This window comes from Kitasatospora sp. NPDC089797 (assembly GCF_040684795.1).
Lineage (GTDB): Bacteria > Actinomycetota > Actinomycetes > Streptomycetales > Streptomycetaceae > Kitasatospora.
The window spans coordinates 1-24,828 of sequence record NZ_JBFBGS010000084.1; the positions used below are offsets into that span (position 1 = coordinate 1).

The 24,828-nt window shown below is 73.7% G+C and carries 22 protein-coding genes; 7 read left to right on the top strand and 15 right to left on the bottom strand.

Translation table 11 applies throughout. The annotated features are described in order from the left end of the window. Window positions 1–125: 125 nt before the first annotated feature. The 5 genes from hflX to miaA all read right to left on the bottom strand — a co-directional run bounded on the left by hflX (window position 126) and on the right by miaA (window position 6,781). Window positions 126–1,628, bottom strand: coding sequence for a GTPase HflX (gene hflX, locus AB0O91_RS39490; RefSeq protein ID WP_363443804.1), 1,503 nt, complete (start codon window positions 1,626–1,628; stop codon window positions 126–128). Further along, window positions 1,625–3,967, bottom strand: a complete 2,343-nt coding sequence (locus tag AB0O91_RS39495) for an HD domain-containing protein (protein WP_363443807.1) — start codon at window positions 3,965–3,967, stop codon at window positions 1,625–1,627. Before AB0O91_RS39495 ends, hflX begins: the two co-directional genes overlap by 4 nt. Window positions 3,968–4,139: 172 nt before the next feature. Further along, window positions 4,140–5,051: a diaminopimelate epimerase gene (gene dapF, locus AB0O91_RS39500; protein ID WP_363443810.1), complete on the bottom strand. Its 912-nt coding sequence runs from the start codon at window positions 5,049–5,051 to the stop codon at window positions 4,140–4,142. Window positions 5,052–5,103: 52 nt separating this feature from the next. Then, window positions 5,104–5,616: a hypothetical protein gene (locus tag AB0O91_RS39505; RefSeq protein WP_363443813.1), complete on the bottom strand. Its 513-nt coding sequence runs from the start codon at window positions 5,614–5,616 to the stop codon at window positions 5,104–5,106. Window positions 5,617–5,845: 229 nt separating this feature from the next. Beyond that, window positions 5,846–6,781 carry a tRNA (adenosine(37)-N6)-dimethylallyltransferase MiaA gene (gene miaA, locus AB0O91_RS39510; RefSeq protein ID WP_363443816.1) on the bottom strand — a complete coding sequence of 312 codons (936 nt, stop codon included), beginning with the start codon at window positions 6,779–6,781 and terminating at the stop codon, window positions 5,846–5,848. Between the two features lie 201 nt (window positions 6,782–6,982). Here miaA and AB0O91_RS39515 point away from each other — a divergent pair, with 201 nt between their 5' ends. Beyond that, window positions 6,983–7,240 carry an antitoxin gene (locus AB0O91_RS39515; RefSeq protein ID WP_363443819.1) on the top strand — a complete coding sequence of 86 codons (258 nt, stop codon included), beginning with the start codon at window positions 6,983–6,985 and terminating at the stop codon, window positions 7,238–7,240. Between the two features lie 3 nt (window positions 7,241–7,243). Here AB0O91_RS39515 and AB0O91_RS39520 read toward each other — a convergent pair whose 3' ends face one another. Next, entirely contained in the window at window positions 7,244–7,942 is a 699-nt protein-coding gene (locus AB0O91_RS39520; protein ID WP_363443822.1) for a class III extradiol dioxygenase subunit B-like domain-containing protein, read from the bottom strand. Between the two features lie 115 nt (window positions 7,943–8,057). Next, the gene (gene miaB / locus AB0O91_RS39525) at window positions 8,058–9,560 is read right to left on the bottom strand and encodes a tRNA (N6-isopentenyl adenosine(37)-C2)-methylthiotransferase MiaB (protein WP_363443825.1); all 1,503 of its coding nucleotides are present in this window, start codon (window positions 9,558–9,560) and stop codon (window positions 8,058–8,060) included. Window positions 9,561–9,655: 95 nt separating this feature from the next. On the opposite strand from miaB, the gene AB0O91_RS39530 reads away from it, so the two are divergent. Then, a complete protein-coding gene (locus tag AB0O91_RS39530) occupies window positions 9,656–10,675 on the top strand; it encodes a TAXI family TRAP transporter solute-binding subunit (protein ID WP_363443828.1) in 1,020 nt (339 codons plus the stop codon). A 97-nt stretch (window positions 10,676–10,772) separates the two neighbouring features. Here the strand turns inward: AB0O91_RS39530 and AB0O91_RS39535 are convergent, their stop codons facing one another. Then, window positions 10,773–12,206 (bottom strand): HAMP domain-containing sensor histidine kinase, encoded by a 1,434-nt coding sequence (locus tag AB0O91_RS39535; protein ID WP_363443830.1) that lies wholly within the window; start codon window positions 12,204–12,206, stop codon window positions 10,773–10,775. Between the two features lie 6 nt (window positions 12,207–12,212). Further along, entirely contained in the window at window positions 12,213–12,944 is a 732-nt protein-coding gene (locus AB0O91_RS39540; RefSeq protein WP_363443832.1) for a response regulator transcription factor, read from the bottom strand. Between the two features lie 389 nt (window positions 12,945–13,333). Between AB0O91_RS39540 and AB0O91_RS39545 the strand changes: the two genes are divergently transcribed. The 5 genes from AB0O91_RS39545 (at window position 13,334) to AB0O91_RS39565 (ending at window position 18,561) form a co-directional block, all read left to right on the top strand. Beyond that, a complete protein-coding gene (locus AB0O91_RS39545; protein ID WP_363443833.1) occupies window positions 13,334–14,107 on the top strand; it encodes an amino acid ABC transporter ATP-binding protein in 774 nt (257 codons plus the stop codon). A gap of 119 nt (window positions 14,108–14,226) precedes the next feature. Further along, the gene (locus AB0O91_RS39550; protein ID WP_363443836.1) at window positions 14,227–15,129 is read left to right on the top strand and encodes a glutamate ABC transporter substrate-binding protein; all 903 of its coding nucleotides are present in this window, start codon (window positions 14,227–14,229) and stop codon (window positions 15,127–15,129) included. Between the two features lie 56 nt (window positions 15,130–15,185). Beyond that, window positions 15,186–15,836, top strand: coding sequence for an amino acid ABC transporter permease (locus AB0O91_RS39555; RefSeq protein WP_363443839.1), 651 nt, complete (start codon window positions 15,186–15,188; stop codon window positions 15,834–15,836). Next, entirely contained in the window at window positions 15,833–16,681 is an 849-nt protein-coding gene (locus AB0O91_RS39560) for an amino acid ABC transporter permease (RefSeq protein ID WP_363443842.1), read from the top strand. The genes AB0O91_RS39555 and AB0O91_RS39560 overlap by 4 nt, the downstream gene beginning before the upstream one ends. Before the next feature lie 122 nt (window positions 16,682–16,803). Beyond that, window positions 16,804–18,561 (top strand): FAD-dependent monooxygenase, encoded by a 1,758-nt coding sequence (locus AB0O91_RS39565; protein ID WP_363443845.1) that lies wholly within the window; start codon window positions 16,804–16,806, stop codon window positions 18,559–18,561. A gap of 17 nt (window positions 18,562–18,578) precedes the next feature. On the opposite strand, the gene rny is transcribed toward AB0O91_RS39565, so the two are convergent. The 6 genes from rny to AB0O91_RS39595 form a co-directional block, all read right to left on the bottom strand. Further along, window positions 18,579–20,051: a ribonuclease Y gene (gene rny, locus AB0O91_RS39570; protein WP_363443848.1), complete on the bottom strand. Its 1,473-nt coding sequence runs from the start codon at window positions 20,049–20,051 to the stop codon at window positions 18,579–18,581. A 131-nt stretch (window positions 20,052–20,182) separates the two neighbouring features. Next, on the bottom strand, window positions 20,183–21,226 hold the full coding sequence (locus AB0O91_RS39575) for a regulatory protein RecX (protein WP_363443851.1): 1,044 nt from the start codon (window positions 21,224–21,226) through the stop codon (window positions 20,183–20,185). 4 nt (window positions 21,227–21,230) lie between these two features. Then, the gene (gene recA / locus AB0O91_RS39580) at window positions 21,231–22,343 is read right to left on the bottom strand and encodes a recombinase RecA (protein ID WP_363443854.1); all 1,113 of its coding nucleotides are present in this window, start codon (window positions 22,341–22,343) and stop codon (window positions 21,231–21,233) included. A 226-nt stretch (window positions 22,344–22,569) separates the two neighbouring features. Beyond that, a complete protein-coding gene (locus AB0O91_RS39585) occupies window positions 22,570–23,703 on the bottom strand; it encodes an AI-2E family transporter (RefSeq protein WP_363443863.1) in 1,134 nt (377 codons plus the stop codon). 115 nt (window positions 23,704–23,818) lie between these two features. Continuing rightward, entirely contained in the window at window positions 23,819–24,013 is a 195-nt protein-coding gene (locus AB0O91_RS39590; RefSeq protein ID WP_363443857.1) for a DUF3046 domain-containing protein, read from the bottom strand. Between the two features lie 19 nt (window positions 24,014–24,032). Then, the gene (locus AB0O91_RS39595) at window positions 24,033–24,611 is read right to left on the bottom strand and encodes a GNAT family N-acetyltransferase (RefSeq protein ID WP_363443860.1); all 579 of its coding nucleotides are present in this window, start codon (window positions 24,609–24,611) and stop codon (window positions 24,033–24,035) included. Between the last annotated feature and the right edge of the window lie 217 nt (window positions 24,612–24,828).

The window sequence follows — 24,828 nt, forward strand, 5'->3', positions numbered from 1 at the left end:
CTGTCTGTTGGTCATGGTTGTACAGCTGTTCCCTAGACCAACAAAACCTTTGGTTGTTGGGCGGCGTCCCGGGCAGGGTGCCGCGCCCGCCGGACGGATCGTCCGGGGGCCGCTCCACGCGGTGGTCAGCCCCGCAGGGCGACCGCGAAGTGCTCCAGCTCGGCGGCCAGTTCGGCCGGCACCTTGGCGTGCAGCAGGGTGCCCTCGGCGGTGTGCTCGGTGGCGAGCAGCTCGCCCTCCTTGTGCACCCGGGAGACCAGGGCGCCCTGGGTGTAGGGCACCAGGGCCCGCACCTCGACGGCCGGGCGCGGCAGCTCGTCGTCGATGAGCTGCAGCAGCTCCTCGATGCCGGCACCGGTGCGGGCCGACACCACGATGGCGTGCGGCTCGCGGCGCAGCAGGCGCTGCAGCACGTGCGGATCGGCGGCGTCCGCCTTGTTGATCACCACGATCTCCGGCACGTTCTGCGCGTCGACCGAGACGATGACCTCGCGGACGGCGGCCAGCTGCGTCTCCGGCTCGGGGTGCGAGCCGTCCACCACGTGCAGGATGAGGTCCGCGTCGGCGACCTCCTCCATGGTCGAGCGGAAGGCCTCGACCAGGTGGTGCGGCAGGTGCCGGACGAAGCCGACGGTGTCCGCCAGGGTGTAGAGCCGCCCGCTCGGGGTCTGGGCCCGGCGCACGGTCGGGTCCAGGGTGGCGAACAGCGCGTTCTCCACCAGCACGCCCGCCCCGGTGAGCCGGTTGAGCAGGGAGGACTTGCCGGCGTTGGTGTACCCGGCGATGGCCACGGACGGCACCTGGTGGCGCTTGCGCTCCTGGCGCTTGGTGTCGCGGCCCTTCTTCATGTCGGCGATCTCCTTGCGGAGCTTCGCCATCTTCTCGCGGATCCGGCGCCGGTCGGTCTCGATCTTGGTCTCACCGGGACCACGGGTGGCCATGCCGCCGCCCGAGGAGCCGGAGCCACCGCCACCCATCTGCCGGGACAGCGACTGACCCCAGCCGCGCAGGCGCGGCAGCATGTACTGCATCTGCGCGAGCGAGACCTGCGCCTTGCCCTCCCGGGACTTGGCGTGCTGGGCGAAGATGTCCAGGATCAGGGCCGTCCGGTCGACGACCTTGACCTTGACCACGTCCTCCAGGTGGATCAGCTGGCCGGGGGTGAGCTCACCGTCGCAGACCACGGTGTCGGCGCCGGTGGAGGAGACGATGTCGCGCAGCTCCTGGGCCTTGCCGGAGCCGATGTAGGTGGCCGCGTCGGGCTTGTCACGGCGCTGGATGACGCCGTCCAGGACCTCGGAGCCGGCCGTCTCGGCGAGCGCGGCGAGCTCGGCCATCGAGTTCTCCGCCTCCTCCAGGGTGCCGTCGGTCCAGACGCCGACGAGCACCACGCGCTCCAGGCGGAGCTGGCGGTACTCGACCTCGGTGACGTCTTCGAGTTCGGTGGAGAGGCCGGCGACCCGGCGCAGGGCGGCGCGCTCGCTGCGGTCGTACTGGTCGCCGTCGTAGCTGTGGCCGAGGTCCTCGTCGATGGCCGCGAGGTCCTCGTCCATGAGGGCTTCCGCCCGCAGACCGTCGAGGCGGCGCGGGGCGTCGGCGTGGTCGCGGGCTTCGAACGTGGAGGTCATTCTGTCCTTTGGTCGCTGGATGGCTTCGGCGAGGCCCCCTGGATCCCACCAGGACTCCTCAGCCCTGAGAACGCCGTGGACCGGCCGTGAATTCCCCACGATGGTCGCACGCCCGGCGCGGGCCGGTCACCCCCATTTCCCCCGGAGTGGCGGGTCCGGATGCCCTCGGGGGCGTGCGGGCGGCTCACGTCGTAGACCCCGGAGACCCGCAGCATCGCCCGCATCAGCGCGGGCAGCGCGCCCGGCTCGGGCAGCTCGACGGTGTAGGTGTGCCGGACCCGCAGTTCCTGCGGCGGCTCGACCTCGGCGGAGACGATGCCGACGCCCCCGGCGGAGATCGCGGCGGTGAGGTCGGCGAGCAGCCCGGGGCGGTTCAGCGCCTCGGCCCGCAGGGTGACCCGGTGCCCGGCGGCCGGGGCGTCCTCCGCCTGCCAGCGGACCTCCAGCTCCGCGCGCCCGTCGGCGCGCAGCCGCTGCCCGGCCGGGCAGCCGGTGCGGTGCACGGCGACCGTGCCGCCGCGGATCGGGTAGCCGGCCACCGCGTCCGGGGGGACGGGCGTGCAGCAGCGGGCCAGCCGCACCGTCGCCCCGGGCCGGCCGGCCACCGCGACCGGGGCCGCCCGGCGCTCGCCCGCCCGGTGCGCGGGCGGGGCCGGCTGGCCGCCGGCCGGGCCGGTGCGCACCACCGGCAGCCGGGCCGGGTGGTCGGCCAGCCAGCGTTCGATGGCCAGCCGGGCGGCGGGGGTGCGGGCGTGCGCCAGCCACTCCGGGGACGGGCCGGAGGGCTGCGCCGCGCCGCCGGCCGGGAGGCTCTCGGTGAGCACCGCGAGCACGTCGCCGTCCCGGAGCACGGTGGACAGCGCGGTGAGCCGGCCGTTGACCCGGGCGCCGATACATCGGTGGCCGGTCTCCTCGCCGAGCAGGTAGGCGGCGTCCACACAGCTGGCCCCGGCCCTCAGCTGAAGCGTTTCACCGCTCTCCGTCACGACGGTGATCTCGCGGTCGCCGGCCAGGTCGGCGGTGAGCGCGGACCAGAAGGCGTCCGGGTCCGGCGTCTCCTGCTGCCACTCCAGCAGCCGGCTGAGCCAGCCGGGCCGGGCCGGGTCGGTGCGGTCCAGCTCGTCGGCGTCCTGGGCCGGGCCGGCCGGGGACGGGTCGCCGAGCGCGACCACCCCGGTCTCGGCCACCCCGTGCATCCGCCGGGTCCGGACCAGCACCTCGACCACCGCGCCGCCGTCCAGCGCCACCGCGGTGTGCAGCGACTGGTAGAGGTTGAACTTGGGGGCGGCGACGAAGTCCTTGAACTCCCCGGGCAGCGGCGTCCAGCAGGTGTGCAGCTCACCGAGCACCGCGTAGCAGTCGGCGTTCTCCTCGACCACCACCAGCAGCCGCCCGAAGTCGGCCGGCTGCGGTTCCTGCGGCAGGCCGTCCCGCCCGGGCGCGGCGGCCCGCTTGAGCAGCACCCGGTGCAGCGAGACGCAGTGCCGGGGCCGGACCGTCACCTCGGCGGCGACCCCGGTCTCGGCCAGCTGGCGGGCCAGCTTCCGGGCGAAGGGCTCCAGCAGGGTGTCCGGCCGGGCCTCGTGACCGGCCATCAGGCCGCGGGTGCGGGCGTGCTCCTCGGGGTGCAGGGTGGCGAAGACGATGTCCTCCAGCTCCGCCTTGAGCACCTGGATGCCGAGCCGCTCGGCCAGCGGGATCAGCACGTCCCGGGTGACCTTGGCGATCCGCACCTGGCTGGCCGGCTTCATGTGCCGGATGGTGCGCATGTTGTGCAGCCGGTCGGCGAGTTTGATCACCATCACCCGGACGTCGTCCCCGGTGGCGACCAGCATCTTGCGGAAGGTCTCGGCCTCGGCGGCGGCGCCGAAGTCGACCTTCTCCAGTTTGGTCACCCCGTCGACCAGGTAGGCGACTTCGGGCCCGAACCCGGCGCCCACCTGGTCCAGCGTCAACTCGGTGTCCTCGACGGTGTCGTGGAGCAGCGAGGCGACCAAGGTGGTGGTCCCGGCGCCGAGTTGGGCCAGGATCATGGTGACGGCCAGCGGGTGGGTGATGTACGGCTCGCCGCTCTTGCGCTTCTGGCCGCGGTGGCTGGCCTCGGCCAGCCGGTACGCCCGGGCCAGCAGGGCGAGGTCGGCCTGCGGATGGTGCCGCCGGTGCACCCGGACCAGCGGCTCCAGCGCGTCCGGCACCGGCGGCCGGCCGGTGGCCAGCAGGGCGGCCCGCCCGGCCCGGCCCAGTGCGGCCCGGCCCAGCTCGCCCAGGGGCCGCCTGGCCCCGGCCTGCCGTGCGGTCGTCGGCTGCCCCGTGAAGGACTGCCCGGCTTCGATGGTCATCGGCACCTCCGGCAACGGTCGCCGGGCGCTGCCCCTCCCCGTGGGGTGATCGACCCGGTGGTCCATGCTACCGAGCAGAGCACGTTCCGCGACGCCGTGATTCCCGTCCGCGACCGGTATCACCCGATCGGGGGGATTCGTCACCGTACGAATTGGGCAAACCGGGCCGCCACTACCGGCCGAGCGACTCCCACCAGCGGGCGTCCAGCCGCCCCTCGGCCACGATCACGGCCGGCCCGGTCATCTCCACCCGGCCGTCCGGGTGCTCGGTGATGACCAGTCGGCCGCCCAGCACGTCCACGGTGTAGGAGACCGCCGCGCCGGTGACCGCCGGGTCCACGCCGTCCCGGCGGATCGCCGCCACCGCGACGGCGCAGGCGCCGGTGCCGCAGGAGCGGGTCTCGCCCGAGCCGCGCTCGTGCACCCGCATGGCGACGTGCCGGGGCCCGCGGTCCACCACGAACTCGACGTTGACGCCCTCCGGGTAGGCGCCCTCCGGGCTGGTGAGCGGGGCGCCGAGGAGGTCCCCGGCGTGGTCCAGGCTCTCGACGAAGGCCACCGCGTGGGGGTTGCCCATGTTGACGTTCAGGGCGGGCCAGCGCCGCTCGCCGACCGCGACCTCGATGCCGTCCGGTCCGGGCAGCCGGGCCCGGCCCATGCCGACGGTGACCTCGCCGGGCGTGCCGTCCGCGGCGTCCTCGCCGACCGTCGCGGTGAGCACCCCGGAGCGGGTGGCGATGGCCAGCTCACCGGACTTCGCCAGGCCGGCCTCGACCAGGAAGCGGGCGAAGACCCGCAGGCCGTTGCCGCACATCTCGGCGATGCTGCCGTCGGAGTTGCGGTAGTCCATGAACCATTCGGCCCGGTCGGCCAGGTCCGCGGCGGCCGGGTCGGCGGCCGCGCGCACCACGCGCAGCAGCCCGTCGCCGCCGATGCCCGCCCGCCGGTCGCACAGCGCGGCGACGGCCTCCGGGCCGATCTCCAGCACGCCGTCCGGGTCCGGCACGATCACGAAGTCGTTCTGGGTGCCGTGCCCCTTGAAGAAGGGGAGGCCGGCCCGCTGCTGAGGAGAGGATGCGCTCACCCCACCGATGGTACTGAGCGCCCGGGCAGCGCCCCCAGCCGAGGCGGTCCGCTCAGCGGAGGTAGGCGACCCGCCAGACCGCGAGCGCGCAGGCCGCCACCGCGATCAGGGTGTAGACCACGATGGCCTTCCAGCCGGCCCGCTGCCCGGAGCCCCGGCGCGGCAGCCCCGGCCACTTGTAGCCGGCGTGCCGGGCGGCCATCGCGCCCCAGCCGACCGAGGCCGCGGTGAACAGCAGCCCGAGCATCCCGACCATGGTGGCCCGCGCCCCGGCCGAGCCGAAGGCGAGCGGGAAGGCGAACATCAGCGAGCCGAGGGTGCCGAGCAGGGCGATCGGCAGGGTCTGCCACCAGCGGAGCCGGCGCAGCGGCCGGATCTCCCGCTCGTGCACCGGGGCGCCCGGCGGGGTGCGGGTGTCCAGCGCGGGCACCGCGGCCGCGTACGAGGTCGGTGCCTCCAGGCCGGTCAGCACGGGGAGGTCCCCCCTCGTCGACTCGTCGAACTCCGCGGCCGGTGCGGTGACGCTCCCGCTCTGGCCGGGTTCGGGGCCGGTACCCGTCGACACACGGCCTCCCCTGACAGTTCGACACGAGCGGACTCGCGGCCTGGCCCGGTCGACCCGCGCGGGTCGACCCTTATGGCATCGATGATGGCATGTCCAGAGGGGACGTTCGGGGCCTGACCGGGGTCCTCGGGTGATCCGTGGCCATCACGTGATCGGGCCGTGACCCCCGGTGTGCCCTGCACGGTCACCTGCGCGCGCAGGTGCACCGCCGAATTGGCCGGAACAGCACCTATGCGGCCGGAACTCCCTGACGGTCGATCAGTTCGAGGGAGCGTTCCAGCAGGTCGACCGGGTCGGTGCCGGCCGGCCGGGAGAGCCAGTGGATGCGGTCGTCGCGACGGAACCAGGACTCCTGACGGCGCGCGAAGCGCTTGGTGGCCCGGACGGTCTCGGCCCGCGCCTCGTCCTCGGTGCACTCCCCGGCGAAGTGGGCGAGCACCTGCTGGTAGCCGAGCGCCCGGGAGGCGGTCCGGCCGTCCCGCAGTCCGGCCCGCTCCAGCTCCCGCACCTCGTCCAGCAGCCCGGCCTCCCACATCCGGTCGACCCGCAGGGCGATCCGCTCGTCCAGCTCGGGGCGCGGCACCGCGACGCCGATCTGCACCGCCTCGTACACCGCCGTGTTGCCGGGCAGGTTGGCGGTGAACGGCTGCCCGGTGATCTCGATGACCTCCAGGGCCCGGACGATCCGCCGGCCGTTGGAGGTCAGGATCGCCTCCGCGGCCGGCGGGTCGAGTTCGGCCAGCCGCCGGTGCAGCGCGTACGGGCCGGCCTGCTCCAGTTCGGCCTCCAGCCGGGCCCGCACGGCCGGGTCGGTGCCGGGGAACTCCATCTCGTCGATCGCGGCCCGGACGTACAGCCCGGAGCCGCCGACCAGCACGGGCGGGCGGCCGGCCGCGAGCAGCCGGTCGATCTCGGCCCGGGCCAGCCGCTGGTACTCGGCGACGCTGGCGGCCTCGGTGACGTCCCAGACGTCCAGCAGGTGGTGCGGCACTCCCCCGCGCTCGGCGGTGGTCAGCTTCGCGGTGCCGATGTCCATGCCCCGGTACAGCTGCATCGAGTCGGTGTTGATCACCTCGCCGCCGAGGCTGCGGGCGATGGCGACGGCCAGGTCGGACTTTCCGGCGGCCGTCGCGCCGACGATGCTGATCACACGGGAGCTGCTCACCGCTCCAGTCTCCCAAACCGCGGCCGCCACCGGGCCGCCCGGCCCCGCGGCCCCGGCCCGGGCTGCCTCCCGGCCCGGACTGCGCGAGGATATGACTGTTTCCCGGACTGCCTCCGGCCGTTTCCGCATCCGACCCCGGTTTTGCGAACGCTTTACCCGTCACGTGCGTTGTGCAGGAGACAGGGAACGAAGGAGATCACCATGGGCCTGATGGACAACCTCAAGGGCAAGGCCGAGGAGCTCAAGGGAAAGGCCAGCGAGCTCGCCGGCAAGCACAGTGACCAGATCGAGCAGATCGTGGACAAGGCCGGCGGCGCGATCGACAAGGCGACCAAGGGCAAGTACAGCGACAAGATCGAGCACGGCGCCGGCAAGGCCAAGGACGCGGTGGGCGACTTCGCCCACAAGCCGAAGCCGGAGGACGAGGAGGGCCGGCCGCCCCAGCCCCCGCAGTCCTGAACCTCAGTTCCAGGACGCCACGAAGTACCCGACCCCGTACGGCGCGTCCTGGTACCCCAGCCGGGCGGTGAGGCCGGCGCCCTCGGCGGCGCCGGCCAGCACCTGCCAGGGCGCCCGGCCCTCGGCCTTGAGCTCGGCGGCCAGCGCCGGGTCCAGCGCGGCCAGGGCGGGCAGGTCGGCCGACCCCAGGGCGGCGGCCAGGGCGGCGTCGAAGCCCTCGGCCCGCTCGTCCAGGTAGCCGGGCGCCTTCAGCGACCGGCAGGCGCTGCCGTCGCCGAGGACCAGCAGGGCGACCCGGTCGGCGAGCCCGGCCAGGCCCTGGCCCAGCCCGAGCATCCGGTCCGCGGGGGCGTCCGCGGGCACCGCGCAGGCGTGCGTCGGCAGGGTCACCCCGGCGCGCTCCAGCAGCCAGGCGCCGACGGTCAGCGATGGCGCCAGCTCCGGCCCCTCGACCCGCCCGCCGGGCAGCTTGGCGACCAGCGGCACCCCGTACCGGTGGAAGGAGCCGGCCCCGCCCTCGGTCCACACCTCGGCGTCCGGCCCGGTGCCGACCACCACGACCAGCTGCGGGTCCGCCGCGACCAGCACCGCCAGCGCCTCGTCGCACGCGGCGCGCAGCCCGTCCAGCTCGGGCGCGGCCCCGGTGGCGACCTCGGGGACGAGCAGCGGCGGACAGGGGCACACGGCGGCGGCTACCAGCATGCCGATCACTCTAGTGCGGCGTCGGGCCGTCTTCGCCCCGTCGCACCGGCCGGGAAGCGGAACGGCCCGGTGGGAGCTCGCAAGCTCCCACCGGGCCGCCGTCACGGCACGCGGGTCAGTCGCCGCAGCAGGCGCCGCCCGCGGGGGCGGCCAACGGCAGCTGGGCCGGGGCGCCGATCCCCGGCAGTCCGAGCATCACACCGGCCGGGGCGGCGGCGGGCTTGGCCTGGCGCTTCTCCCAGGCGTCGCCGGCCCGGGTGCGGCGCACCGCGAGGCTGGGGCCCTCGGCCAGCAGGTGGTGCGGGGCGGCGTAGGTGATCTCGACGGTCACCACGTCCCCGGGGCGCACCGGCTCCTCGGGCTTGGTGAAGTGGACCAGGCGGTTGTCCGGGGCGCGGCCGGACAGGCGCTGGGTGCGGTCGTCCTTCTTGCCCTCCCCCTCGGCGACCAGGATCTCCAGGGTGCGGCCGACCTGCTTCTTGTTCTCGTCCCAGGAGATCTCCTCCTGGAGCGCGATCAGCCGGTCGTAGCGGGCCTGGACGACCTCCTTCGGCACCTGCTCGTCCATCTCCGCGGCGGGGGTGCCGGGGCGCTTGGAGTACTGGAAGGTGAAGGCGTTGGTGAAGCGGGCCTCGCGGACGACGTGCATCGTCTCCTCGAAGTCCTCCTCGGTCTCGCCGGGGAAGCCGACGATGATGTCGGTGGAGATGGCCGCGTCCGGCATCGCCTCGCGGACCTTGCGGATGATCCCGAGGAAGCGGTCCTGCCGGTAGGAGCGGCGCATCGCCTTGAGCACCCGGTCCGAACCGGACTGCAGCGGCATGTGCAGCTGGTGCATCACGCTCGGGGTCTCGGCCATCGCGGCGATCACGTCGTCGGTGAAGTCGCGCGGGTGCGGCGAGGTGAAGCGGATCCGCTCCAGGCCCTCGATCTGCCCGGCGGCGCGCAGCAGCTTGGAGAACGCCTCGCGGTCGCCCAGGTCGGAGCCGTAGGCGTTGACGTTCTGGCCGAGCAGGGTCACCTCGATGACGCCCTCGTCCACCAGCGCCTCGATCTCGGCGAGGACGTCGCCGGGGCGGCGGTCCTCCTCCTTGCCGCGCAGCGCCGGGACGATGCAGAAGGTGCAGGTGTTGTTGCAGCCGACCGAGATGGCGACCCAGGCCGCGTACGCGGACTCGCGGCGGGTGGGCAGCGTGGAGGGGAAGGTCTCCAGCGACTCGAGGATCTCGACCTGGGCCTTGCGCTCGACCGCGGCCCGCTCCAGCAGCGCCGGCAGGTGCCCGATGTTGTGGGTGCCGAACACCACGTCGACCCAGGGGGCGCGCTTGACGATGGACTCGCGGTCCTTCTGCGCCAGGCAGCCGCCGACGGCGATCTGCATGCCCTGGTGGCGGCCCTTGACCGGGGCGAGCTGCCCGAGGTTGCCGTACAGCTTGTTGTCGGCGTTCTCGCGCACCGCGCAGGTGTTGAACACCACCAGGTCCGGGTCGCCCTCCGGCCCGGCCTTGACGTAGCCCGCGTCCTCCAGCAGGCCGGACAGCCGCTCGGAGTCGTGGACGTTCATCTGACAGCCGTGCGTGACGACCTTGTAGCTCTTCAATCCGCTCTCACCGCTCACCAGACCAGGGTACGGGCAGCCGCGAACCGCTTTTCCCGGAGCTTCCACGCACCGTTCCCCTCCCGTTCCACCGGAGCGCCTGGCAGTATCCCTGCATGACCCCCACCGCTCCGTCCCGCCTCGGCGCCGCCGTCCGCCGCGCGGCCCGCAGCCCGCTGTGGCGGACGGTGCTGGCCCTGGCGCTGCTGGTCGCCGGGCTCGGCGGCTGGTGGCTGTCGGCGGCCGGCTCGCCCGGGTACCCGCGCGGCGAGACCCGGTTCGCCACCGGCGTCCCGCTCGGGGTCTACGACCGGTACGGGCAGCTGCTGCAGACCCACGTCTCACGGACCATGCCGGGGGTGCGGCTGGCCCTGGACAGCTCCCAGGGCTCGGTGGACAACCTCCGGCGGGTGATCGACGGCCGGGACACCTTCGCCATCGCCACCGCCGACTCGGTCGCCGCCTACCAGGGCGCCGGCAAGGGGAAGCTGCGTGCGATCGCCCGGCTGTACGACGATTACCTGCAGCTGGTCGTCCCGGCGGACTCCCCGGTCCGGCGCACCGCCGACCTCAAGGGCCTGCGGGTCGGCGTCGGCCTGCCGGAGTCCGGGGTGAACCTGGTGGCCAGGCGGCTGCTCACCGCGGCCGGCCTGGACCCGGACCACGACATCATCCCCGTCCCGGGGGGCGTCAGCGACGGGTCGGACGAGCTGCGCGCGGGCCGGATCAACGCCTTCTTCTGGTCCGGCGGCCTGCCGACCAGTGCCCTCACCGACCTCTCCGACCACATGCGGATCCGGATCGTCCCGCTGGCCGACCTCGCCGAGTCCCTGCACCGGACGGAGGGCGACGGCATGGACGCCTACCGGGCGGCCACCATGCCGAAGGGCACCTACCCGAACGCCGAGCCCCAGGACGCCGTCGCCACCATGGCCGTGCCCAACCTGCTGGTCACCCGGGACGACGTGGACCCGGGGTTGGTCGAGGGCATGACCCGGGCGGTGATCGACAGCCGGGACCAGATCGGCGCCCAGGTGCACGCCGCCCAGCTGGTCGACCTGCGCACCGCGGTCTACACCGACCCGCTCCCGCTGCACGAGGGCGCGGCGCGCTACTACCGCTCGGTGAAGCCGTAGCGCGGTTCCGCGCCCGCCCCGCCCCTCACGACCGCCCCGACCGCGTCACCCGCCCCGCCCCTCACGACCGCCCCGACCGCGTCACCCGCCCCGCCCCTCACGGCCGCCCCGGCCGGGGCACCGCCAGGGTCACCGCGAGCCCGGTCGGCCGGACCGGCGCGAAGTCCAGCGAGCCGCCGCCGGCCGCCAGCAGGGTCCGGGCGATCGACAGGCCCAGCCCCGAACCGTCCACGTTCTGGTGCCGCGCACTGCGCCAGAACCGGTCGCCGGCCCGGGACAGCTCGTCCTCGGTCAGCCCCGGCCCGGCGTCGATGACGGTCACCGCGACCTCGTCACGGAACACCGAGACCCGCAGCAGCACCCGGCTGCCCACCGGACCGAACTTGAGCGCGTTGTCCAGGACGGCGTCCAGCGCGGAGCCGAAGCCGATCGGGTCCGCCATCCCGATCGCCATCGCCGGGCCGTCCCAGCCCAGCTCGATCCCGCGCCGCTCGGCCACCGGCCGCCAGCCGTCCACCCGGGCCAGGGTCAGCCGGGCGAGGTCGGTCTGCTCGGGTTCGGGGCGGGCGTGCTCGGCGGTGGCCAGGCCGAGCAGGTCGTCCAGCACCCGGGCCAGCCGGGTGCCCTCCTCCCGGACTCCGCTGAGCTCCTCCTCGTGGCCCTCGGGCAGCTCCAGGCCGAGCACCTCGACCCGCAGCAGCAGGGCCGAGAGGGGGTTGCGCAACTGGTGCGAGGCGTCCGCGACGAAGGCCTTCTGCTGCTCCAGGGCGTGCACCACGTGGTCCGCCATCTCGTTGAACGAGCGTGCCAGCCGCTGGAGTTCGGGCGGCCCGCCGCCGGGGGCGACCCGCGCGGTCAGCTGCCCGGTGGCGATGTCGTGGGTGGCCCGGTCGAGGGTGCGCACCGGGCGCAGCACCCACTCGGTGAGCCGGACGGCCAGCAGCACGGCGACGGCCATCGCGGCCGCCTCGCCGCCGGCCAGCACCAGCCACTTGTGCAGCATCCGGGCCCGCAGCGCCCCGGTCGGGGACTCGCTGAGCACCACCGCGACCACGTCGCCGTCGCGCACCACCGGGGCGGCGACGATGACCGTCCGGTCGTCGGTCCACGGCCAGACCTGCGGCGGGTTGTGGCTGCGCCGCCCGTCCAGCGCCTCCTGGAAGGCCTGGGCGCCCCAGCCGACGGCGGGCACCCGCCAGTCGCCGGGCGCGACCGCGATCGGCGTGCCGTCGCGCTGGAAGATGCCCAGCCGCACGCCGTACAGGCCGTAGTAGCGCCGGACCTCGGTGCCGATCGCGTTGCGCCGGCTGACGTCGCCCGGGGCGGCCTCCGGGTCGGCCTTGCGGGCGGACTCCAGCGGGACGGCACCCGAGGTGGGCAGGTCCTGGGCGAAGCGGGCGGCGTCGTCGAGCCGGTCGACCACCACCCGGCTCTGCTCGGCCGCCGCGAACGCCGCCGCGAGCGGCAGCCCCAGGGCGGCCAGGACGCAGAGCATGAGGGCGATCAGGATGCCGAGCAGGCGGGTGCGCACGTGCGGTCAGTGCTCCGCGGGGGCGGACGGGGAGTCGGGGATCAGGCGGTAGCCGACGCCGCGCACGGCCTCGACCAGCCCCGGCAGCGCGAGCTTGTTGCGCAGCGAGCCGATGTGCACCTCCAGGGTGCGGCCGTTGCCCTCCCAGCCGCTGCGCCAGACCTCGCTGAAGATCTGCTCGCGCCGGTAGACCACGCCGGGGCTCTGGGCGAGCAGCGCCAGCAGGTCGAACTCCTTGCGGGTGAGCGGCACGTCCCGGCCGTCCACGCTGACCCGGCGGCGTTCCCGGTCGATCCGGATGCCGCGGGACTCCAGCGGGCCGCGCTGCTGCGGCACGGCGTCCGGCGCGGGCACCGCCACCGAGGGGGGCTGGGCGCCGCGGCGGGCCACCGCGTGGATGCGGGCGAGCAGTTCGCCCATGTCGTAGGGCTTGGTGACGTAGTCGTCGGCGCCGAGGTTGAGGCCGTGGATCCGGGAGCGGATGTCGGCCCGGGCGGTCACCATGATCACCGGCACGCCGCTGCCGGCCCGGATCCGGCTGCACACCTCGAAGCCGTCGCGGTCGGGCAGCCCGAGGTCGAGCAGCACGACGCGGTACGGCTCGTTGCCGTCCGGCACCAGCGCGTCCAGCGCCTCGTGCCCGCTGCGGGCGTGCCGCACCTGGAAGCCGTGCCGGCCGAGCACCGCGACCAGTGCCGCGGCCACGCGTTCGTCGTCCTCGACGAGCAGTAGTCGCATCCTGTTCTCCTCCTTCCCCCACGTGATCACCGGACTGTTCGTTCGGGGCCCGGTCCTGCGCAGTATGGGCCAGCGCGCGGCCCGGCGCCAGGTTCGACCGCGCACCGGGCCCGTGGGGGACGGCCGGCACCGGCGCGGATTCCGGCTGTGACATGCCCCGTCGACGGCCTTGCGAACAGTACGTACGAAACGCGTGGCCGTTTCGTGATCCTCAAGTTCCGCTCAGATCGGCTGACGGGGCGCCGTCAGCGCTCCTATGGTCACCCCACCGGGGGCCGCGGCTCCGCCGGCCGCGACCCCCGGATTCGCACCACCATTGCCGCCCAAGGGAGTTGAGGCTTCCGGGGCAGGCAGGAACCGACAGGTCGACACAGAGGGAGCAAGGCGCGATGACCGAGAGCCCGGTCAAGGACTCCACCCCCGCAGCCGCCCCACTGGTCGTGCTGAGCAAGGTCAACAAGCACTTCGGGGCGCTGCACGTGCTCCAGGACATCGACCTGGAGATCGCGCAGGGCGAAGTGGTCGTGCTGATCGGCCCGTCCGGGTCCGGCAAGTCCACGCTCTGCCGCACGATCAACCGGCTGGAGTCCGTCGACTCCGGCACGATCACCCTGTCCGGCCGGCCGCTGCCCGCCGAGGGCAAGGAGCTCGCCAAGCTGCGCGCCGAGGTCGGCATGGTGTTCCAGGGCTTCAACCTGTTCGCGCACAAGACCGTGCTGGAGAACGTGGTGCTGGCCCAGGTCAAGGTCCGCAAGGTGGTCCGTTCGCAGGCCGAGCGGACCGCCCGCGAACTGCTGGACCGGGTCGGCGTCGGCGCCCAGGCGGACAAGTACCCGGCCCAGCTCTCCGGCGGCCAGCAGCAGCGGGTGGCGATCGCCCGGGCGCTGGCGATGAAGCCGAAGGTGATGCTCTTCGACGAGCCGACCTCGGCGCTCGACCCGGAGATGGTCAACGAGGTGCTGGAGGTCATGCGCCAACTGGCCGCCGACGGCATGACGATGGTCGTGGTCACCCACGAGATGGGCTTCGCCCGCTCCGCCGCCAACCGGGTGCTGTTCATGGCCGACGGGAAGATCGTCGAGCAGAACACCCCGGACGCCTTCTTCACCGCGCCGCGCTCCGAGCGCGCCAAGGACTTCCTCTCGAAGATCCTCCACCACTGACGCTTCGAGATCCCGCCGGGCCGCCGCCGGCCACCATGCCGGCCGGTCCCGCCCCTGCCCGACTTCCCGACGCCAGAGCCCGGTCGACGCCGCGGCCCACCCCCAGGAGAACAACCCTCATGAGGACTTCCCGCACCCTCGCCGTGGCGCTCTGTGCCGTCGCGCTGACCGCCACCGCCGCCTGCGGCAAGGACGGCACGCCCGCCTCCAACGCGGCGAGCACCGGCAACGCCCCGGCGCTGCCGACCTACACGGTCAAGACCGACGCCAAGATCGACTCCCCGGTCATCGCCGAGGCCAAGAAGCGCGGCCAGCTGATCATCGGCGCCAAGGCCGACCAGCCGAACCTCGGCTGGGAGGACGTCGCCAGCGGCGACCGCAGCGGCTTCGACATCGAGATCGCCAAGATGGTCGCCGCCGACCTCGGGTTCACCCCGCAGCAGATCAAGTGGCAGACCCTGGTCTCCTCGCAGCGCGAACCGGCCATCGCCAAGGGCCAGATCGACTTCTACGTCGGCACCTACAGCATCAACGACGAGCGCAAGAAGACGGTCTCCTTCGCCGGCCCGTACTACATCGCCGGCCAGGACTTCCTGGTGAAGAGCGACAACACCTCGATCACCGGCCCGGAGAGCATCAGCGGCAAGAACATCTGCACCGCGACCGGTTCCACCTCGATCCAGAACATCAAGCAGTACAACCCGAAGATCACCCAGTTCGACACCTACTCGGCCTGCGTCGAGAAGCTGCTGTCCGGCGAGGTCGACGCGGTCACCACCGACGACGCGATCCTCAAGGGCTACGCCTCCAAGTACAAGCCCAAGCTCAAGGTGGTCGGCAAGCCGTTCACCAAGGAGAACTACGGCGTCGGCCTCAACAAGGACGACAAGGTCCTGCGGGACGCGATCAGCGACGCCCTGAAGGCCCACGAGGACAACGGCGACTGGAAGAAGGCCTACGACGCGACCCTCGGCGCGTCCGGCTCGGCCGCCCCGGCGATCCCGACCCTCGACCGCTACTGATCCGGCCGCCGTACCCGACCACCCGTTCTGACCATCTGTGAGAGGAGGGCCGCCGGATGGGGTTCCTGTTCGAGCAGGACAACTTCGCGTTGTTCCGCGACGGCTTCCTGCAGACGATCGAGCTGAGCGCGCTCAGCGCCCTGCTCGCCCTGCTGCTGGGCACCCTGCTGGCGGCCTTCCGGGTCTCCCCGGTGCCGGTCCTGCGCGCCTTCGGCACCACCTGGGTGACGCTGTTCCGCAACACCCCGCTGACCCTGCTGTTCTTCGCCGTCACCTTCGGCCTGCCACCGCTCGGCGTGCACTTCAGCCACCTCACCTTCGCGGTCCTGGCGCTCGGCGGCTACACCGCCTCGTTCGTCTGCGAGGTGTTCCGCTCCGGCATCAACACCGTGCCGCTCGGGCAGGCGGAGGCGGCCCGCAGCCTCGGCATGAACTTCTTCCAGACCCTCACCCTGGTCGTCCTGCCGCAGGCCGGCCGGACCGTCCTGGCCCCGATGAGCAGCGTGTTCATCGCCCTGCCGAGGAACTCGGCGATCGCCGGCGCGTTCAGCGTCGGCGAGCTGTACAGCGCCCAGCAGACCTTCTCCGAGCGCGGCTACTCGATCTTCTCGATCTTCTTCTGGGTGGCCTGCGCCTACCTGCTGATCAGCGCGACGATCGCCACCTTCTTCCGCTTCCTGGAATCCCGACTGGCGGTGGCCCGATGAAGCTCCTCAACCGCCCGGCGACGGCGAGCGTCCTCTACGACGCCCCCGGCCCCCGCACCCGCGCCCGCTACCGCGTCCTCGGCGCCCTCTCGCTGGTCGGCATCGCCGGACTGCTCTGGTACGTGGTCGCCGCGCTCTCCGACAACGGCCAGTTCGACCCGGCCCTGTGGGACGCGTTCCAGTACACCTACGTCCAGCAGATGATCGTGGACGGCCTGCTGGCCACCCTGAAGGCCTTCGGCCTGGCGGCGGTCTTCTCGCTCGCCCTGGGCACGCTGCTGGCCGCCGGGCAGCTGTCCGACCACCGGCCGGTCCGCTGGGTCTGCACCTCGGTCGTCCAGTTCTTCCGGGCGATGCCGCTGCTGATCCTGATCGTCGCGCTCTACTACGCGTTCTTCGCCAAGGACCCGATGTGGGCGCTGGTGCTCGGCCTGAGCCTCTACAACGGGGCGGTCCAGGCCGAGATCATCCGCAGCGGCGTCAACGCCGTCCCGCGCGGCCAGGGCGAGGCGGCGTACGCCCTCGGGATGCGCAAGACCCAGGTGATGTCCGGCATCCTGGTGCCGCAGGCCGTCCGCTCGATGCTGCCGTCGATGATCGGCCAGCTGGTGGTCACCCTCAAGGACACCTCGCTGGGCTTCGTCATCACCTACAACGAGTTGCTCTTCATGGGCAAGAAGATCGCCAGCCAGCCGTTGAACGCCGCGGGCTTCCCCTACATCCCCGTGGTGCTGGTGATCACGCCGATCTACATCGCCCTGTGCCTCCTGTTGACCGCGCTCGCGCGGTGGATCGAAGCACGCGGCCGTCGCGGCGCGAACCGGCGCACTTCAGCTGCTGCTTGACGGACACCCAGGCGAACTGTTGCATTGCTCTTCGTGACACCTCCCGGGAGCATCCACGCGGCATATGCGGCAGCGGTAACTGACGCCGGCCCATGGGCCGGTTCGTGCCCGGAGGTCCCCGCATGGATCCGGTGATCGTGGTCGGGGCCGGACCGGTCGGTCTGGCCCTGGCCCTCGCGCTCGCCCGGCACGAGGTGCCGACCGTCGTCCTGGACGAGGGCTCCGGGCTCTGCCCCGAGGGCCCCCGCAGCGTCGTCCTGGGCGCCGACACCGCCGCCTTCCTGACCCGGATCGGCTACTCCCGGGCCGTCTCCGACTCGGCGCTGTGGGACTCCTTCGCGGTCTGGCGCCGCCGCCAGGAGGTGCTCCGGCTCGACCTCACCGACGCGCCCGCCTTCCACCTCCCCCAGCACCGCCTCCAGCGCGGCCTGCGGGACGCCCTGACCGGCACCCCGCTGGTCCGGCTGGTCCCGCTGAACCGGGTGGTCGAGCTCGAACAGGACCGCGACGGGGTCAGCGTCCGCACCCACGGCACCCAGGACGGCTCGGCCACCTGGTGGCGCGGCAGCCACCTGGTCGGCTGCGACGGCGCCCGGTCCGCCGTCCGCAAACTGCTGAAGATCCGCTTCCCCGGCCGCCCGGCGGTCGACCGCAACGCCATCGCCACCGTCCGGGTCGACCTGCCCTTCGACGGCGCCCGGCTGCACCGCGAACCGCCCTGGCGCGGCGACCGCGAGGCCTCCGCCCGCCCGCTGCCGGACGGCGTCTGGCGGCTCGACTGGCGGCTGCCCCCCGGCCGGCCCGCCCCCACCGAACAGGTCGACCCGCACGCCACCTGGCCCGGCATCGTCACCGGCGACACCCTGCTCACCCGGGTCACCGCCACCCTCACCGGCTGGTGCGGCGAACTCCCCCGCTACGAGCTGCTCGCCGCCGCCGACCACACCGCCCAGCAGCGCCTCGCCGCCCGCTTCCGCAGCGGCCGCTGCTTCCTGGCCGGCGACGCCGCCCACCTGCACGGCGCCCTCGGCATGCAGAACCTCGCCGACGGACTGCGCGACGCCGACAACCTCGCCTGGCGGCTCGCCCTCGCCTGGCACCTGCACTCCGGCGGCCCGCAGCCCGGCGGCTCACTGCTGGACGGCTACGAGGCCGAGCGGCGCGGCGCGGTCGGCGCCCGGCTGCGCGCCGTCGACCAGTCCATGCCGCTGCTGCGCCCGCTGCGCGGCTGGCAGCAGACCCGCCGCTCGCTGCTGGTCGGCGGCTTCCGCAAGCACGCCCCGCTGCTCGCCGACGGCCCGCTGGGCACCGGCCGCTTCGGCGGCGCGCCCGCCTACCCGGCGGCGCCCTCTGGCGTCCCCGGCCGGGTCCCGGTGCAGCGCGGCGCGCGCGGCGCCACCTCGCTCAGCGAGCTGCTGCCCGCCACCGCCCCCGGCGTGCTCGTCCCGGACCTCCCGGTGCTCGCCGACGACGGCACCCCGGACCACCTGCACGCCCGGCTCGGCTCGACCTTCCTGCTGCTGCTGGTCGCCCCCGGCACCACCGTCTGGTCAGCCGAGCACTGGCTCGGCGCCGGGCTGATGCCCCGGCTCGGCGAGGTCGCCGCCGCGCTGCCGGTGCCGGCCGAGGTGCTGGTCACCGAGGAGTACCCGGGTGCCGGGCCGCACACCGTGCTGCTGATCCGTCCGGACGGACACCTGGTCGGGGTCACCCAGGGCGCCGCCGCCGAGGACCTCCTGGTGCTCGCCGACCGGGCCCGCGGCGGCCCGGTCCCGCTCGCCGGCGGCCCCGAGCCGGAGGCGGTCGAGGAGGCCGTGGAGGAGGCCGCCGAGGCGGCCGTCCCGGAGCCGACCGCCCAGCAGGTCGACTCGGCGAGCTAGGGCCGGCCCCGGCCTCCCTACCCCGCCACCGCCGTGGCCCGGCTCTCCCGGACCACCGTCACCCGGATCTGCCCCGGATAGGTCAGCTCCGCCGACACCTGCCGGGCCACCTCACGGGCGATCAGCTCCGCCCCCAGGTCGTCCACCGTGTCCGGCCGCACCATCACCCGGACCTCGCGCCCGGCCTGCATCGCGTACACCTCGGCCACTCCGGTGTGCGAGCGCGCGATCTCCTCCAGCCGCGCCAGCCGCCGCACGTACAGCTCCAGCGACTCCTTGCGCGCCCCCGGCCGACCGCCCGAGCAGGCGTCCGCGGCCTGGGTCAGCACGGCCGTCACCGTCCGCGGCTCCACCTCGCCGTGGTGCGCGGCGATCGCGTGCACCACCTCGGGGGACTCCCCGTGCCGCCGGGCGAAGTCCGCGCCGACCGCCGCATGGCTGCCCTCGGCCTCGTGGGTGAGCGCCTTGCCGATGTCGTGCAGCAGCGCCGCCCGGCGCACCGGCTCCGGGTCCACCCCCAGCTCGGCGGCCATCATCCCGGCCAGGTGCGCGGACTCCAGCAGGTGCCCGAGCACGTTCTGCCCGTACGAGGCGCGGTAGCGCAAGGCGCCCAGGGTGCGCACGAGTTCGGGGTGCATCCGGCCGATCCGGGCGTCCAGCAGGGCGTCCTCACCGGCCCGGACGCAGCGCTGCCCGACCTCCGCCCGGCTGCGCTCGTGGACGTGCTCGATCCGACTCGGCTGGATCCGGCCGTCCTCGACCAGCTGCTCCAGGGTGAGCCGGGCGGCCTCCCGACGGACCGGGTCGAAGCACGACAACTGCACCGAGGCGGGCGTGTCGTCCACGATCAGGTTGACGCCGGTGACCGCCTCGAAGGAGCGGATGTTGCGGCCCTCGCGACCGATGATCCGCCCCTTCATCTCCTCGCCCGGCAGCCGGAAGACGGTCACGGCGGTCTCCGCGGTCTGCTCCGAGGCCAGCCGCTGGATCGCCCCGGCGAGGATCTCCCGGGCCCGCTGCTCGCCCTCCTCCTTCGCCCCGCGCTCGATCTCCCGGACCGTGACGACCGCCTCCCGCCGGGCCGACTCCTCGGCCTCGCGCAGCAGTTGGGCGTACGCCTGCTCGGCGGAGAGCCCGGCGGCGTGCTCCAGCGCCGCCGCCCGGCGGGCCGCCAGCGCCTCGACCTCACCCCGGGAGCGCTCCAACTCGGCGGACTGCAGGGCCAGTTCGTCCTCCCGTCGACGCAGTCGGCGCAGTTCCTCGGCCAGACTCTCCTCGCGCCGGGCGAGTTCGGCCCGCTGCCGTCCGGTCTGCTCCTCGGCCCACCGGCGGGACCGCTCGGCCTCGGCGACCACCTCCCGCTGCGCGGCCCGCACCCGCCGGACCGTCACCACCGCCAGCGCCGCGAGCACCAGCAGGACGGCGACGGCCGCCCCGCCGATCGGCAGCAGGAGGGAGCCGGCCGTACCGGTGCCCGCCGAGATCCTCATGCGCCCACTCCCCGTCCTCACGCGGGCGTGCCTGCGCGGGAGCGGCCGCACGCTGAGTGCGAGGCTAGGTGCGGGTCACGAAAGGGTCAAGGCTCGGCCTGGTCCGGACCAAGAAACGTGCCGAACTGCCACTACTCCCACTCGCTTCCCAACGGTTCGCCGGTCTCCGCCTCCAGTGCGCCGCGCACCACCCGGAAGGCGAGGCCCTCGGAATAGCCGCGCCGGGCCAGCATGCCGACCAGCCGCCGGGTACGGACCTGGGGGTCCAGCCCCCGGGTGGCCCGAAGCTTGCGCTCCACCAGCGCCCGGGCCGCGTCCGTCTCGTCGTCGTAGTCGACCTGGACGAGGGCGCGCTCCACCAGTTCGGTGGCCACGCCCTTGGTGCGCAGCTCCTGCGCCAGGGCCCGCCGGGACAGGCCCCGGACGGCGTGCCGGGACTCCACCCAGGCCTCCGCGAAGGCCGCGTCGTCGATCAGTCCGACCTCTTCCAGCCGGGTGAGCACCTGGTCGGCGACGTCCTCCGGGATCTCCCGCTTGCGCAGGGCGTCGGCGAGCTGCTTGCGGCTCTTGGCGGCGCCGGTGAGCAGGCGCAGGCAGATGTCCCGGGCGCGGCTCTCCGGATCGTCCTGCTCCTCGGCCCGCCCACGGGCGGCGCGGGGCGCGCCCTCGTCGTCCTCAGCCGGCCGGGTGTCCTCGGCCCGGGCGCTGCGGCGACCGCTGCGGCGTGCGCGGGCGGGCGGGGCGGCCACACCCCCGTGACCGGCCGCCCCGGCCCCGCTCCGGTCACCGCGTGCGGCCGACGCACCACCTGCGGCGGCCGCTTCCTCCCCCTCGGCCTCCAGCGCCGAGCGGCGCCGACGGCGGCCGGTGGGCAGCTCGGAGGCGGCCAGCAGGCCGAGTTCCCCGATCGCGGTCGGTGCCGGCCCCGCCCCGTCGAGGGCCGGGCCGGGCGCCGCGCCGCGCGCCACCCGGCCCGGGGTCCGGTCGGACTCCGGCTCGGGGCCGGACGCCCGCTGCGTGCTCGCGGTCCGCCCGGTGCGGGACCGTGAGCGGCCCGCCGACGGCCGCGGTTCCGGCGCCGGCTCTCCTTCCGGCTCCGGCTCCGCGACCGCGGCGAACCAGTCCGGCGGGCCGTGGTCGTCGTCCTCGGGGCCCACCGTGTCGTGCTGCGTCAACGGCTCAGGCCTTGGCCGCCGCCGTCTTCTTCGCCGCGGCCGTCTTGGCGGCGGTCGCGACGACCGGCTTGGCCGCGCCGTCAGCGGCGGCCTCCGGCTCGCCCTCGGCCGGCTCCTCGGTCTTCGGGCCGATGCCGAGCTTGCCCTTGATCTTCCGCTCGATCTCGTCGGCGAGCTGCGGGTTGTCCCGCAGGAAGTTGCGGGCGTTCTCCTTGCCCTGGCCGAGCTGGTCGCCCTCGTAGGTGTACCAGGCGCCGGACTTGCGGATGAAGCCGTGCTCGACGCCCATGTCGATCAGGCCGCCCTCGCGGCTGATCCCGATGCCGTAGAGGATGTCGAACTCGGCCTGCTTGAACGGCGCGGCGACCTTGTTCTTCACGACCTTGACGCGGGTGCGGTTGCCGACCGCCTCGGTGCCGTCCTTCAGCGTCTCGATCCGGCGGATGTCCAGACGGACCGAGGCGTAGAACTTCAGCGCCCGGCCACCGGTCGTGGTCTCGGGCGAGCCGAACATCACGCCGATCTTCTCGCGCAGCTGGTTGATGAAGATGGCGGTGGTGTTCGACTGGTTCAGCGCACCGGCGATCTTGCGCAGCGCCTGGCTCATCAGCCGGGCCTGGAGACCGACGTGCGAGTCACCCATCTCGCCCTCGATCTCGGCGCGCGGGACGAGTGCCGCGACCGAGTCGATGATCACCAGGTCGATCGCGCCGGAGCGGATCAGCATGTCGGTGATCTCCAGGGCCTGCTCACCGGTGTCCGGCTGGCTGACCAGCAGGGCGTCGGTGTCCACGCCGAGCTTCTTGGCGTACTCCGGGTCGAGCGCGTGCTCCGCGTCGACGAAGGCGACCGTGCCGCCGGCCCGCTGAGCGTTGGCGGCGAGGTGCAGGGTCAGCGTGGTCTTTCCGGAGGACTCGGGGCCGTAGATCTCGACCACCCGGCCGCGCGGGATGCCGCCGACCCCGAGGGCGACGTCCAGGGCGGTCGACCCGGTGGAGATCACCTCGACCGGCTCGTTGGCCTTCTCGCCGAGGCGCATCACCGAGCCCTTGCCGAACTGTCGCTCGATCTGGGCGAGCGCGGTCTCCAGGGCCTTCTCGCGGTCCGTACCTGCCATGGCTTTTTCCCTCGGGTTCTGTGCTGTGCGCTTCATCGTCATCGACGCTAGCGCGTCCCACTGACAAACGAGCCCCACCCGGCTCGCCCTGTGGAAAACTCCACGCCGGAGAGTACAAAAGAACATCTGTTCGATTCAAGCCCCGCAGCTCCCGAACACGCCGCGGGGCGGGCGGTGGGTCACTCCCCACCGGCCCGCCCCGTCGTCCGTCCCGTCCCCGGGACCGTCACTCCCCGTCGCCGCCGACCATCCGGCGCAGCCGCCGGGCCGCCTCCCGGCGCAGCGCCCGCCGGGCCCGGCGCTGCTCGCCCCGGTCGATCCGCGGATCGGTGGCCACCTCGTACCGCCGCACGTACGTCCCGACGAAGCCCTGCAGCGTGGCCGCCGCCGGGATCGCGATCAGCGCGCCCACCGCGCCCAGCAGCGCCGCGCCCGCGATCACCGCGCCGAAGGCCACCGCCGGGTGCACGTCCACCGTCCTGGCGGTGATCCTCGGGTGCAGCACGTAGTTCTCGACCTGCTGGTAGACCACCGTGAAGACCAGCACCCACAGCGCGTCCACCGGCTGCACGGTGAGCGCCACCAGCACCGGCAGCGCGCCCGCCAGGTACGTCCCGATGGTCGGCACGAACTGCGACATGACGCCGACCCAGATCGCCAGCGCGGCCGCGTACGGCAGGTGGATCAACGCGAACATCACCCAGTGCCCGGCCGCCGACACCACCGCCAGCACCGCCCGGGAGTACAGGTAGCCGCCGGTCTTGGCGAGCGCGATCTCCCAGGCCCGCAGCACCTCGGCCTGCTTGGCGGGCGGCAGCAGCGAACAGACCGTCCGGCGCACCCGCGGGCCCTCGGCGGTGAAGTAGAAGGTGAACAACCCGACCGTGAAGGTCTGGAACAGCCCCCCGATCAACGTGGAGGACACGCCCCACACGTTGTCCGCGGCCTGCTGGGCGTAGCCCTCGATCGTCCCGGAGTCCTTCAGCAGCCGCTTCTGCAGCTCGCCCAGCGAGAGGTCCTGATGGAAGGTCCGGTTCACCCAGCCGATCAGGTTGTCCACCAGGTGCGGCAGGTCCCCGGCGATCTTCGCCACCTGATCCACCAGCAGCGTGCCGAGCGCGGCCAGGAACCCGATCACCGCGACCCCGACCGCGACGAACACCAGGAAGGTGCCCACCCCCCGGCGCACCCCGCGCGCCGCCATCCGGTCCACCGCCGGCTCCAGCGCCAGCGACAGGAAGAAGGCCACCAGCAGCATCACGAACAGGTCGATCAGCTGCCGGAACGCCCAGTCGGCGAGCTGGAACAGCCCCACCAGCACCAGGAACAGCACCATCGCCCGGGGCAGCCAGGGCGGCATCCCGCCCCACCACAGCCCGCCGCCCGACCGCTCCCGCCCCTCGGCCCGCACCGCCTCGCCCGGGCCCTTCCGCTCTTCGCTCACCGTCACCCCGACAGTCTGTCCCACCCGGCGCTCAGCGAAGCTGCGCGGAGACCCCCTGGGTCTCGCAGACCACCCGCCAGACGTCCTTGGCCTCCCAGCCCGCGTCCAGCGCCTGGCGCACCGTCCGTCCGCCCAGCTCGCTCATCACGTGGTCGGACGCGAAGGACTCCGCGTACGCCCCGCCGAAGTGCGCGTACATCCGTCGCCAGAACTCGGTCAGCCTCATGCCCCCAGTATCCCGGGAACTACCCGGCACCGCCCCGGGCCCACCACTCCTCCGCCGTCACCGCGTACTCCACCTCCCCGTGCTCGCTCCCGGGGATCGCCTCCGGGTAGTCCTCGTGGAACGTCCGGACGTACGACAGCCCGCTCTTCTCCATCACCCGCCGCGAGGCCGCGTTCACCGCCATGGTGTACGCCACCACCCGCTCCACCCCCGACCCGGTGAACCCGCGCCGCACCAACGCCCGCGCGCCCTCCGTCGCGTACCCGCGCCCCCACGCCGCCCGCCGCAACCGGTACCCCAACTCGACCTCCGCCCGCACCCCCTCCTCCGTCGGCCGGAACTCGAACCACCCCAGGAACCCCCCACCACCCCGCTCCTCCACCGCCCACCACCCGAGGTCCCCGTACCGCCGGTAGTGCGCCAGGTACTGCGGCACCAGCACCCCCGCCACCCACTCCCGCGCACTGGGCGTCCCCCCGGTCAGGTACCGCATCACCTCCGGATCCCCGTCCAGCTCCACCAACGCGTCCACATCCGCCCCCGTGAACCGCCGCAGCACCAACCGCCCGGTCACCAGGAAGACCTCCGCATCACCCATCCCCCGATCCTCACCCCACCCCGCCCCCACGTCACCCGCATTTCCCCACCCCACCCCCCGGGCGCGCGGGCCCGCCCCGCGCGCCCAAAGCCCCACCCCCACCCACCCCCAGCAACCACCCACCCCCCTCCCCCTCACCCACCCAGGCGAGAGGGACGCGCTGCGGGAGGGGGCGGTGGAGGGGGTGGGTGCGGAGAGGGGCGTGACGGGTGATTTT

Bases quoted from the DNA above. Each gene is read 5' to 3' on its own strand.
- hflX (WP_363443804.1), bottom strand. From the start codon at position 1,628: ATGACCTCCACGTTCGAAGCCCGCGACCACGCCGACGCCCCGCGCCGC.
- AB0O91_RS39495 (WP_363443807.1), bottom strand. From the start codon at position 3,967: ATGACCATCGAAGCCGGGCAGTCCTTCACGGGGCAGCCGACGACCGCA.
- AB0O91_RS39515 (WP_363443819.1), top strand. From the start codon at position 6,983: ATGGGCCTGATGGACAACCTCAAGGGCAAGGCCGAGGAGCTCAAGGGA.
- AB0O91_RS39520 (WP_363443822.1), bottom strand. From the start codon at position 7,942: ATGCTGGTAGCCGCCGCCGTGTGCCCCTGTCCGCCGCTGCTCGTCCCC.
- AB0O91_RS39530 (WP_363443828.1), top strand. From the start codon at position 9,656: ATGACCCCCACCGCTCCGTCCCGCCTCGGCGCCGCCGTCCGCCGCGCG.
- AB0O91_RS39540 (WP_363443832.1), bottom strand. From the start codon at position 12,944: ATGCGACTACTGCTCGTCGAGGACGACGAACGCGTGGCCGCGGCACTG.
- AB0O91_RS39545 (WP_363443833.1), top strand. From the start codon at position 13,334: ATGACCGAGAGCCCGGTCAAGGACTCCACCCCCGCAGCCGCCCCACTG.
- AB0O91_RS39550 (WP_363443836.1), top strand. From the start codon at position 14,227: ATGAGGACTTCCCGCACCCTCGCCGTGGCGCTCTGTGCCGTCGCGCTG.
- AB0O91_RS39555 (WP_363443839.1), top strand. From the start codon at position 15,186: ATGGGGTTCCTGTTCGAGCAGGACAACTTCGCGTTGTTCCGCGACGGC.
- AB0O91_RS39560 (WP_363443842.1), top strand. From the start codon at position 15,833: ATGAAGCTCCTCAACCGCCCGGCGACGGCGAGCGTCCTCTACGACGCC.
- AB0O91_RS39565 (WP_363443845.1), top strand. From the start codon at position 16,804: ATGGATCCGGTGATCGTGGTCGGGGCCGGACCGGTCGGTCTGGCCCTG.
- rny (WP_363443848.1), bottom strand. From the start codon at position 20,051: ATGAGGATCTCGGCGGGCACCGGTACGGCCGGCTCCCTCCTGCTGCCG.
- recA (WP_363443854.1), bottom strand. From the start codon at position 22,343: ATGGCAGGTACGGACCGCGAGAAGGCCCTGGAGACCGCGCTCGCCCAG.
- AB0O91_RS39585 (WP_363443863.1), bottom strand. From the start codon at position 23,703: ATGCCGCCCTGGCTGCCCCGGGCGATGGTGCTGTTCCTGGTGCTGGTG.
- AB0O91_RS39590 (WP_363443857.1), bottom strand. From the start codon at position 24,013: ATGAGGCTGACCGAGTTCTGGCGACGGATGTACGCGCACTTCGGCGGG.
- AB0O91_RS39595 (WP_363443860.1), bottom strand. From the start codon at position 24,611: ATGGGTGATGCGGAGGTCTTCCTGGTGACCGGGCGGTTGGTGCTGCGG.